We start from the raw sequence: 11458 nt of genomic DNA, 5'->3' as shown, positions 1-11458 counted from the left end.
CGGCGAGTTCGACGGTGAAGCCACCGCCGTGTGGGTCGGCGTACTCGGGTCCGGACCACCGGTCACGGTCACCGTGTTGGACGGCGTCACCGTCGCATCCGCGCTGAGAGTCCCGGTGAGCGTCCAGGTCACCGTCTGCCCCGCCGGGATCTCCACCGCCGGACACATCGCTACCCCGCCGCTGATCGGGCAATTGGCCCCGTCAGCATCCGCCACCATCGAGGCACCAGTCACCCCGGACGGCACCTGATCGGTCACGACCACGTTCCGCGCCCGCGAAGGACCATTGTTCGTCACGCTCACGCGCCACTGCACCTGCTGACCAGGCACCACCGGGTTCGTCAGCAACACCTTCGACACCGACAGATTCGCCTGCGGCGACGGCGAGTTCGAAGGCGAAGCCACCGCCGTGTGCGAGGACGCCGTCGGATCCGGACCACCCGTCACGGTGACCGAGTTGGTCGGCGTCACCGTCGCATTGGCATCCAGCGTCCCGGACAGCGTCCAGGTCAGCGTCTGCCCCGCCGGGATCTCCACCGCCGGACACGTCGCCGTCCCGCTCGCCATCGGGCACGCCGTACCGTCCTGCGCCACCATCGACGCATTCGACACCCCGGCCGGCACCCGATCCGTCACCACCACATTGCGCGCCCGCGAAGGCCCGTGGTTGGTCACCGTCACTCGCCACTGGATCTGCTGACCCGGCACCACCGGGTCGGTGACCAGCACCTTCGACACCGACAGATTCGCCTGCGGTGACGGCGAGTTGGTGGGCGAGGCGACCGCCGTGTGAGTCGGCGTGCTCGGGTCCGGACCACCCGTGGCCGTCGCCGTGTTCGTCGGGGTGACGACGGCATCGGCAGCGAGCGTCCCGCTCAGCGTGTACGAGGCCATCTGCCCGACCTCCAGCTCGATCGCCGGGCAGCCGGCGACGCCGTTGGTGATCGCGCACCGGGTGCCGTCCTCGTCCGAGACCATCATGGCGCCGGTCACGCCGTCCGGGACCCGGTCGGTGACCACGACGTTCCGGGCCCGGGACGGCCCCTGGTTGGTGACGGTCACCCGCCACTGGATCGTCCCACCCGGCACCACCGGGTCGGTGACCAGCACCTTGGCCAGGCTCAGCCGCGCCTGCGGCGAGGGCGAGCCGGTGGGCGAGGCGACCGCCGTGTGGGCCGTCGCGCTCGGGTCCGGTCCGCCGGTCACCACGGCGGTGTTGCCGGGCACCGTCGTCGCGTCCTGGGCGAGGGTGCCGGCGACCGTGTACGTCGCCGTCCCGCCGACCGGGATCTCCACCGCCGGACAGGTCGCCACGCCGCCCGAGACCGGGCAGGCCGCGTGCGTCGCGTCCGGCGTCAGCTCGGCGCCGACGACGCCGTCCGGCAGCCGGTCGCTGACCACCACGTTCCGGGCCCGGGACGGCCCGTTGTTGGTCACGCTGATCCGCCACTCGATCCGCTGTCCGGGCACCACCGGGTCGGTCAGCAGCACCTTCGACACCGTCAGGCGGGCCTGCGGCACGACCGTCTCACTGGCCTCCGCGGTCGCCGTGTGGGCCGTCGCCGTCGGATCGGGCCCGCCGGTGACGACGGCGACGTTCGCCGGGGTGCTGGTCGCCGCCGGGTCGAGCGTCCCGGTGACGGTGTAGGACACGGTGGAGCCGGCCGGAATCTCGACGGCGGGGCAGGTCGCCACGCCGTTGTTGATCGGACAGGTCGAACCGTCCGTGTCCGAGGTCATCCCGGGGGCGTTGACCATGGCCGGGATCGTGTCGGTCACGACCACGTTCCGGGCCCGCGAGGGACCGTTGTTGGTCACCGAAACCCGCCACTGGATCTGCTGCCCGGGGACGACCGGGTTGGTCACCAGCACCTTGGCGATGCTCAGGTTCGCCTGCGGCGAGGGCGAGTTCGACGGCGAGGCCACCGCCGTGTGCGCCGTGGCCGAGGGGTCGGGACCACCCGTCACCACCGCCGTGTTCGTCGGCGTCACCGTCGCGTCCGGCGCCAGCCTCCCGGTCAGCGTGTACGAGGCGGTCTGCCCGACCTCCAGCTCGATCGCCGGGCACACCGCCGTCCCGCCGATGATCGGGCACCGGCTCGCGTCGGCGTCCGACTGGAGCACGGCATCGGAGACCCCGTCCGGAATCCGGTCACTGACGACCACGTTCCGGGCCCGCGAAGGACCGTTGTTGGTCACCGAAACGCGCCACTGGATCTGCTCCCCCGGCACGACCGGGTTCGTCAGCAGCACCTTCGACACGGTCAGCTTCGCCTGCGGCGAGGGCGAGGCCGAAGGCGAAGCCACCGCCGTGTGCGCCGTGGCCGAGGGGTCGGGACCACCCGTCACCACCGCCGTGTTCGTCGGCGTCACGGTCGCGTCCTGCATGAGCGTGCCGCTCAGCGTGTACGTCTGCGACTGGCCGACCTCCAGCTCGATCGCCGGGCAGGCGGCCGTCCCGTTCGTGATCGGGCAGACGGTCCCGTCGGCGGCGGTCATGCCCGCACCGCTGACACCGTCCGGCACCCGGTCCGTGACCACGACGTTCCGGGCCCGCGAGGGACCGTTGTTGGTCACCGTCACCCGCCACTGGATCTGCTGCCCGGGCACCACCGGGTTGGTCAGCAGCACCTTCGACACCGCAAGATTCGCCTGCGGCACAGGCGAGTTGGAAGGAGACGCCACCGCCGTTTGGGTGGCAGCCGTCGGGTCCGGACCACCGGTCACGGTCACCGTGTTGGACGGGGTCACCGTCGCGTCCGGGCTGAGGGTCCCGGTGAGCGTCCAGGTCAGCGTCTGCCCGGCCGGGATCTCCACCGCCGGACAGGCCGCCGTCCCGCTCGTGATCGGGCACGCGGTACCGTCCTGCGCCGCCATGGACGCGTTCGACACCCCAGCCGGCACCCGGTCGCTCACCACCACGTCCCGGGCCCGCGAAGGACCGTTGTTCGTGACCGTCACCCGCCACTGGATCTGCTGGCCCGGGACCACCGGGTCAGTGACCAGCACCTTCGAGACCACCAGATTCGCCTGCGGCGAGGGAGAGTTCGAGGAAGTCGCCACCGCCGTGTGGGTCGGCGTACTCGGGTCCGGACCACCCGTCACGGTCGCCGTGTTGGACGGCGTCATCGTCGCGTCCGGGCTGAGGGTCCCGGTGAGCGTCCAGGTCAGCGTCTGCCCGGCCGGGATCTCCACCGCCGGACAGGCCGCCGTCCCGCTCGCGATCGGGCACGCCGTACCGTCCTGCGCACTCATCGACCCGTTCAGCACCCCGTCGGGGATCCGGTCGGTGACGACCACGTTCCGAGCCCGCGAAGGGCCGTTGTTCGTCACGCTCACCCGCCACTGGATCTGCTGGCCCGGCACCACCGGGTCAGTGACCAGCACCTTGGAGACCACCAGATTCGCCTGCGGCGAGGGCGAGTTCGAGGAAGTCGCCACCGCCGTGTGGGTCGGCGTACTCGGGTCCGGACCACCCGTCACGGTCACCGTGTTGCCCGGCGTCAGCGTGGCGTCCTGCGCCAGCGTTCCCGTCAGCGTCCAGGTCGCCGTCTGCCCGACCGGGATCTCCACCGCCGAGCACGTGGCCACACCATTGGCGATCGGGCAGGTGGAACCGTCAGCATCCGCCGCCATCGAGGCACTGTTCACCCCGGACGGGACCTGATCCGTCACCACCACGTTCCGCGCCCGCGAAGGCCCGTTGTTCGTGACCGACACCCGCCACTGGATCTGCTGACCCGGCACCACCGGGTTCGTCAGCAGCACCTTCGACACGGTCAGCTTCGCCTGCGGCGAAGGCGAGTTCGACGGCGAAGCCACCACCGTGTGCGCCGTGGCCGAGGGGTCGGGACCGCCGGTGACCACGGCCGTGTTCGTCGGCGTGCTGGTCGCATTCGCATCGAGCGTGCCGGACAGCGTCCAGGTCGCCGTCTGCCCGACCGGGATCTCCACCGCCGGACACGTAGCCACACCATTGGCAATCTGGCAGATGGAACCGTCGGCATCCGCCTTCATCGACGCACTGTTCACCCCGGACGGGACCTGATCCGTCACCACCACGTTCCGCGCCCGCGAAGGCCCGTTGTTGGTCACGCTCACCCGCCACTGCACCTGCTGGCCCGGCACCACCGGGTCGGTGAGCAACACCTTCGACACCGTCAGCCTCGCCTGCTGCGCGGGCGAGTTCGAGGGAGACGCCACCGCCGTGTGCGCGGTCGCCGTCGGATCCGGACCACCCGTCACCACCGCCGTGTTCGTCGGCGTCACGGTCGCGTCCGGCGCCAGCGTCCCGGTCAGGGTCCAGGTCGCGGACGAGCCCGCGGGGATCTCCACCGCAGGACAGGTCGCCGTCCCGTTCGCGATCGGGCAGGTGGTCCCGTCGGAGGCCGCCATGCTCGGGTCGTTCACACCCGCCGGCACCGCATCCGTGACCACGACGTTCCGCGCCCGCGACGGCCCGTTGTTCGTGACCGTCACCCGCCACTGGATCTGCTGGCCCGGGACCACCGGATCGGTGAGCAGCACCTTCGAGACCGACAGATTCGCCTGCAGCGACGGCGAGTTCGAAGGCGAGGCCACAGCCGTGTGCGCCGTCGCGCTCGGGTCGGGGCCGCCCGTCACCACTGCCGTATTGCCCGGCGTCGACGTCGCGTTGGGGTCGAGGGTGCCGCTGAGGGTCCAGGTCGCCGTCTGCCCCGCCGGAATCTCCACCGCCGGACACGTCGCCACACCATTGGCGATGGGGCAGGTGGAACCGTCAGCGTCCGCCGTCATCGACGCGCCGTTGACACTGGTCGGCACCTGGTCCGTCACCACGACGTTCCGGGCCCGCGAGGGACCGCTGTTGGTCACGCTCACCCGCCACTGGATCTGCTGGCCCGGCACGACCGGGTTCGTCAGCAGCACCTTGCCGATACTCAGCCCGGCCTGCGGGGTCGGCGACGAAGTCGGCGAGGCGACCGCCGTGTGGCTGGTCGCCGTCGGGTCGGGACCGCCGGTCACCGTCACGGAGTTGGTCGGCGTGGTGGTCGCGTTCGGGTCCAGCGTCCCGGAGAGTGTCCAGGTCATCGTCTGGCCGGCCGGGATCTCCACCGCCGGACACGTCGCGACACCGCTGGCGACCGGGCAGGTGGAACCGTCCGAACCCGTCATCGAGGCACCGCTCACCCCAACCGGCACCCGATCGGTCACCACCACATTGCGCGCCCGCGAAGGCCCGTTGTTGGTGACGCTCACCTGCCACTGGATCTGCTGACCCGGCACCACCGGGTTCGTCAGCAGCACCTTCGACACCGACAGATTCGCTTGCGGCAACGGCGAGTTCGACGGCGAAGCCACCGCCGTGTGCGTGGCGGCAGTCGGGTCCGGACCACCCGTGACCGTCACGGTGTTCGACGGCGTCGCCGTCGCATCGGAGGCGAGCGTTCCCGTCAACGTCCAGGTCATCGTCTGCCCTGCCGGAATCTCCACCGCCGGACACGTCGCCACACCACCACTGATCGGGCAGGCGACCCCACCGGCGTCGGCCCGCATCGAGGCGTCGTTCACCCCGGACGGCACCGTATCCGTGACCACGACGTTCCGAGCCCGCGACGGCCCGTTGTTGGTCACCGACACCTGCCACTGGATCTGCTGACCGGGCACCACCGGGTTCGTCAGCAGCGACTTCGACACGGTCAGATTCGCCTGCGGGGAAGGCGAGTTGGACGGAGACGCCACCGCTGTGTGCGTGGACGCCGTCGGGTCCGGGCCACCCGTCACCGTCACCGTATTGCCGGGGGTCGCAGTCGCGTTCGGGTCCAGCGTGCCGGAGAGTGTCCAGGTCATCGTCTGGCCGGCCGGGATCTCCACTGCGGGACACGTCGCGACACCGCTGGCGATCGGGCAGGTGGAGCCGTCAGCATCCGCCTTCATCGAGGCACCGTTCACCCCGGACGGCACCTGATCGGTCACCACCACGTTCCGCGCCCGCGAAGGACCGTTGTTCGTGACGCTCACCTGCCACTGCACCTGCTGACCCGGCACCACCGGGTTCGTCAGCAGCGACTTCGAGACGGTGAGGTTCGCACGAGGCGAGGGCGACGTGCTCGGCGAGGCGACGGCGGTGTGCGCGGTCGCCGTCGGGTCAGGACCGCCCGTGACGACCGCCGTGTTGGTCGGCGTGGTCGTCGCGTTCGCATCCAGCGTGCCGGAGAGCGTCCACGTCATCATCTGCCCGGCCGGGATCTCCACCGCGGGACACGTCGCGACACCGCTGGCGATCGGGCAGGTGGAACCGTCCGAACCCGTCATCGAAGCACCGCTCACCCCCGACGGCACCTGATCCGTCACCACCACATTCCGCGCCCGCGACGGACCGTTGTTCGTGACCGACACCCGCCACTGCACCTGCTGACCCGGGACCACAGGATCCGTGAGCAGCACCTTCGAGACGACGAGCTTCGCTTGAGGCGAAGGCGTCGAGGTCGGCGAAGCGACAGCGGTGTGCGTGGACGCCGACGGGTCGGGACCACCCGTGACCGTCACCGTGTTCGTCGGCGTCACGGTCGCATCCGGCGCCAGCGTCCCGGTCAACGTCCAGGTCGCGGACGAGCCCGCAGGGATCTCCACCGCCGGACACGTCGCCGTCCCGTTCGCGATCGGGCAGGCGGTCCCGTCGGAGGCCACCATGCTCGGGTCGTTCACGCCCGCCGGCACCGTATCCGTGACCACGACGTTCCGCGCCCGCGAGGGCCCGTTGTTGGTGACCGTCACCCGCCACTGCACCTGCTGGCCGGGGACCACCGGATCGGTGAGCAACGCCTTCGAGACGACGAGCTTGGCCTGCGGCGTCGGCGAGGAGCTTGGCGAGGCGACCGCCGTACGGGCCGTGGCCGCCGGGTCGGGGCCGCCGGTGACGACCGCCGTGTTCGTCGGGGTGGTCGTCGCGTCGGGCGAGAGCGTGCCGGTGAGCGTCCAGGTGAGGGCCTGCCCGGCCGGGATCTCCACAGCGGGGCAGGTCGCAACCCCGCTGCTGACGGGGCAGTTGGCGCCGTCGGCGTCTGCCGTCATCGACGCGCCGTTGACGCTCGCCGGTACCTGGTCGGTGACGACGACGTTCCGGGCGCGCGAGGGCCCGTTGTTGGTGACCGTCACCTGCCACTGGATCTGCTGGCCCGGCACGACCGGGTTCGTCAGCAGCACCTTGCCGATACTCAGCCCGGCCTGCGGCGTGGGCGACGAGGTCGGCGAGGCCACCGCCGTGTGGCTGGACGCCGTCGGGTCAGGACCGCCGGTCACTGTCACGGAGTTGGTCGGCGTGGTGGTCGCGTTCGGGTCCAGCGTCCCGGAGAGCGTCCAGGTCATCGTCTGCCCGGCCGGGATCTCCACCGCCGGACACGTCGCCACACCACCACTGATCGCACAGGTGGAACCGTCCGAACCCGCCATCGACGCACCGCTCACCCCCGACGGCACCTGATCCGTCACCACCACGTTCCGCGCCCGCGACGGCCCGCTGTTCGTGACCGACACCTGCCACTGAATCTGCTGACCCGGCACCACCGGATTCGTGAGCAGCACCTTCGACACCGACAGATTCGCCTGCAGCGAAGGCGAGTTCGACGGAGACGCTACCGCCGTGTGCGTGGACGCCATCGGATCCGGACCACCCGTCACCGTCACCGTGTTCGAAGGCGTCGCCGTCGCATCGGAGGCGAGCGTTCCCGTCAACGTCCAGGTCACCGTCTGACCGGCCGGAATCTCCACCGCCGGACACGTCGCCACACCACCACTGATCGGGCAGGCAGCCCCACTCGCATCGGCCCGCATCGAGGCATCGGCGACATCGGACGGCACCTGGTCCGTCACCACCACGTTCCGGGCCCTCGACGGACCGTTGTTCGTGACGGACACCCGCCACTGCACCTGCTGACCGGGCACCACCGGATTGGTGAGCAGCACCTTCGACACAGTCAGATTGGCCTGCGGCGAAGGCGAGTTGGACGGAGACGCCACCGCCGTGTGCGTGGCAGCCGTCGGATCCGGACCACCCGTCACCGTCACCGTGTTCGAAGGCGTCGCCGTGGCGTTCGGGTCCAGCGTCCCGGAGAGCGTCCACGTCATCGTCTGCCCCGCCGGGATCTCCACCGCAGGACACGTCGCCACACCACCACTGATCGGACAGGTGGAACCGTCCGAACCCGCCATCGACGCACCGCCCACCCCAGCCGGCACCTGATCCGTCACGACCACATTGCGCGCCCGCGAAGGCCCGTTGTTGGTCACCGACACCTGCCACTGCACCTGCTGCCCCGGCACCACTGGGCTCGTCAGCAGCACCTTCGAGACGGCCAGGTTCGCCTGCGGCACCGGCGAGTTGGACGGGGACGCCACCGCCGTGTGCGTGGCAGCCGTCGGATCGGGACCGCCCGTCACCGTCACCGTGTTCGTCGGCGTCGCCGTGGCGTTCGGGTCCAGCGTCCCGGTGAGCGTCCAGTTCAGCGCCTGGCCGGCCGGGATCTCGACCGCCGGGCAGGTGGCGACGCCGTTGGCGATCGGGCAGGTGGTGCCGTTCGGCCCGGTCATGGTGGCGTTGTTGACCCCGGCCGGGATCTGGTCGGCGACCACCACGTTCCGGGCCCGCGACGGACCGGAGTTGAAGACGTTGATCTGCCACTGGATCTGCTGGCCGGGCACCACCGGGCTGGTCACCAGCGACTTGGAGACCTTGAGGCCCGCCTGCGGCGTGGGCGCGGCGGTCGGCGAGGCCACGGCGGTGCGGGTCGAGGCCGACGGGTCGGGCCCGCCCGTCACCGTCACCGTGTTCGTCGGCGTGGTGGTGGCGTTGGGGTCGAGCGAGCCGCTGAGCGTCCAGCTCGCGGACGAGCCCGCCGGGATCTCCACCGCCGGGCAGGTCGCGACACCACCACTGATCGAGCAGGCGGTCCCGTCCGCGTCGGCCTTCATCGAAGCGCCGCTCACCCCGGCCGGCACCTGGTCGGTCACGACCACGTTCCGCGCCCGCGACGGGCCGTTGTTGGTGACGGTCACCCGCCACTGGATCTGCTGCCCGGGCACCACCGGGCTGGTCAGCAGCGTCTTCGAGATGGTCAGGCCGGCCTGCGGCGTGGGCGTCGCGGTCGGCGAGGCGACCGCGGTGCGCGAGGACGCCGACGGGTCGGGGCCGCCGGTGACGACGGCGGAGTTGGTCGGCGTGGTGGTGGCGTTGGGGTCGAGCGTGCCGCTGAGCGTCCAGCTGGCGGTGCCGTTGACCGGGATCTCGACGGCGGGGCACGTGGCCGTGCCGTTGGCGACCGGGCAGGCGCTGCCGTCCTGGTCGTTGACCATGGCGGCCCCGGTGACCCCGGCCGGGACCTGGTCGGTCACGACGACGTTGCGGGCCCGGGAGGGCCCGTTGTTGGTGACCTTCACCTGCCACTTGACCTGCTGGCCCGGCACCACCGGACTGGTCAGCAGGGTCTTGGAGACGACCAGGTTCGCCTGGTTGCCCGGCGGGATGGGGTTGGCGGTGCTGGTGCACTTCGGTGAGCAGTTCGGGTCGGTGGCGCCGGTGGGCGGGGTGACCGTGGCGCGGTTGTCCAGTGAGCCGTTCGCGTCCGACGGCACCGTGCCGGTGAGCGTGTAGCTCACCTGGCCGCCCGCCAGGATGTTCACCGTCGTGTTGATGTCGCCCGTGCCGGACGCGGTGGCACCACAGCTACTGCCGCTGGAGGCCGTGCACCTCCAGGTGAAGCCCTGGATCGCGTTGGGCAGCTTGTCCGCGACCGAGGTGCCGACGGCGTCCGAGGGGCCGGCGTTCTTCACCACGATGGTGTAGGTCAGCGGCTGCCCGGGCACGTACGGGTTCTTGTCGGGCGTCTTGGTCACCGACAGTCCGGTGGTCACCCGGCCCGGGGTGTCGACGGAGCTGGAGCAGGTCGGTCCGCAGTTCGGGTCCGTCGTGGCGCTGGGGCGGGTCACCGTCGCGGTGTTCGACAGGGTGCCGGTGGTCCCGGACGGGACCGTGCCGGTCACCGTGTACGTCACGGAGTCGTTCACCGCGACCGTCGCCGTCGTGTCGATGCTGCCCGTGCCGCTCGCGTCGCCGCAGCCGCTGCTCGCGGAGCCGGCCGCACAGGTCCAGGTGAACCCGGACAGCGCGGCGGGCAGCGCGTCCCGGACCGCCGCGCCGACGGCGGGTGCCGGACCGGCGTTGCTGACGACGACGGTGTAGGTGAGGGTCTGGCCCGGGACGTAGGTGGTCGGGGCGGCCGTCTTCCTGATGGACAGGCCGATCTGCGTCACCCACTCCAGGGTGACCTCGCCGTTGCCGCCGTTGGCGGTGCCGCCGCCGTTGCCGATGCCGGAGCCGTAGAGCGCGTCGTCGCGTCCTGCGGCCAGGCCGCCCTGGCCGTTGGCGGCGCTGTTGGCGCCGGCGGCGGTCTGCGCGTTGGTCACCCCGGTGCCGCCGGTGTAGCCGGAGCCGCCACCGCCCATGCCGTTGAGCTCCAGGGAGCTCGGGCCCTGGCAGGCGCCGCCACCGCCGCCGTACAGGCCGCCGCCGCCACCGCCGCCGCCCTCGTTGTTGTTGGGCGCACCGCTGCCGCCGAGGAAGCGGCTGCCCGCCGTGGCGCTGCCGCAGCTGGTCTGGGTGGCGGCCGCGCCGCCGGCGCTCTGGGTGCCGCCGCGGCCGGAGCTCGCCGGGCGGTTGTCCTGGCCGCCACTGGTCCCGCCGCCGCCGCCCGCGGCGGGGGTGCCGGTGTCGGCGCCCGGCGAGGAACCGCCGCCGCCGCCGGCGATCAGCAGCGGGGTGCCGCCGTAGTTGCCGTTCCACACGGCGCTCATGCCGCCGCCGCTGGCGCCCGTCGCCAGGCCTCCGCCGGCCCCGCCCCGGCCGCCGGGACCGCCGCCGCCGTACACCGCGGTGGTCCGGTTCATCAGACCGCCCTGACCGGAGGTGACGGTCAGGCTCTGACCGGGCGTCACGGCGATGGTGCCGGTGGTGTAGCCGCCGCCACCGCCGCCGAACTGACCGGTGTAGTAGGCGCTCGGCGAGCCGCCACCACCACCGCCCCAGAGCCGCGCGTAGACGCTGGTGACACCGGCCGGCACGGTGAAGGTCTGGTCGCCGCCGCTGTAGGTGAACCGGGTGCAGTTGGTGAAGGTGCCGGTCGGCGTGCACGCCACCAGCGCCCGCTGCTCCTCGGACGGCTCCTGGGGCGCGTACGCGGGCGGGGCGGCGGCCAGCGCCAGTCCGCCCTGGGGCAGCAGGCAGAGCAGCGCGAGCACACCACGCATGGCCGTCGAGAACCGACCGCCGAGCAACGACCTCACCGGAGCCATCCGGCGTCTCCTCTCGCGACCGCCCCCCCCCCCCCACCGGGGGGGGCGGACCAAACGACCCTCACCCCAAAGCCCCCGGGCGGGGGGCACAGAAATGCCCAGGGGAACCCCCCGGACGGATTAACAGAAAAAG

The 11458-nt window shown here is 71.8% G+C and carries 2 protein-coding genes; one reads left to right on the top strand and one right to left on the bottom strand.

All coding sequences use genetic code 11. The features are described 5' to 3' along the window. Positions 1 to 10287: hypothetical protein (locus ACFWXO_RS23655; protein ID WP_380525683.1), on the bottom strand; the 10287-nt coding region annotated here is incomplete at its 3' end. 190 nt (positions 10288 to 10477) lie between these two features. Here ACFWXO_RS23655 and ACFWXO_RS23650 point away from each other — a divergent pair. Continuing rightward, positions 10478 to 10804, top strand: a complete 327-nt coding sequence (locus ACFWXO_RS23650; protein WP_380525682.1) for a hypothetical protein — start codon at positions 10478 to 10480, stop codon at positions 10802 to 10804. Positions 10805 to 11458: the final 654 nt, after the last annotated feature.

It is taken from the genome of Kitasatospora sp. NPDC059088, assembly GCF_042738155.1.
Classification (GTDB): Bacteria; Actinomycetota; Actinomycetes; order Streptomycetales; family Streptomycetaceae; genus Kitasatospora.
Note: the sequence above shows the minus strand (reverse complement) of the source record. Positions and strands in the feature narration are given on the sequence as shown.

What these genes read in the sequence shown, in the direction of transcription:
- ACFWXO_RS23650 (WP_380525682.1), top strand. Translation starts at nt 10,478, where the DNA reads ATGCCGTTGAGCTCCAGGGAGCTCGGGCCCTGGCAGGCGCCGCCACCG.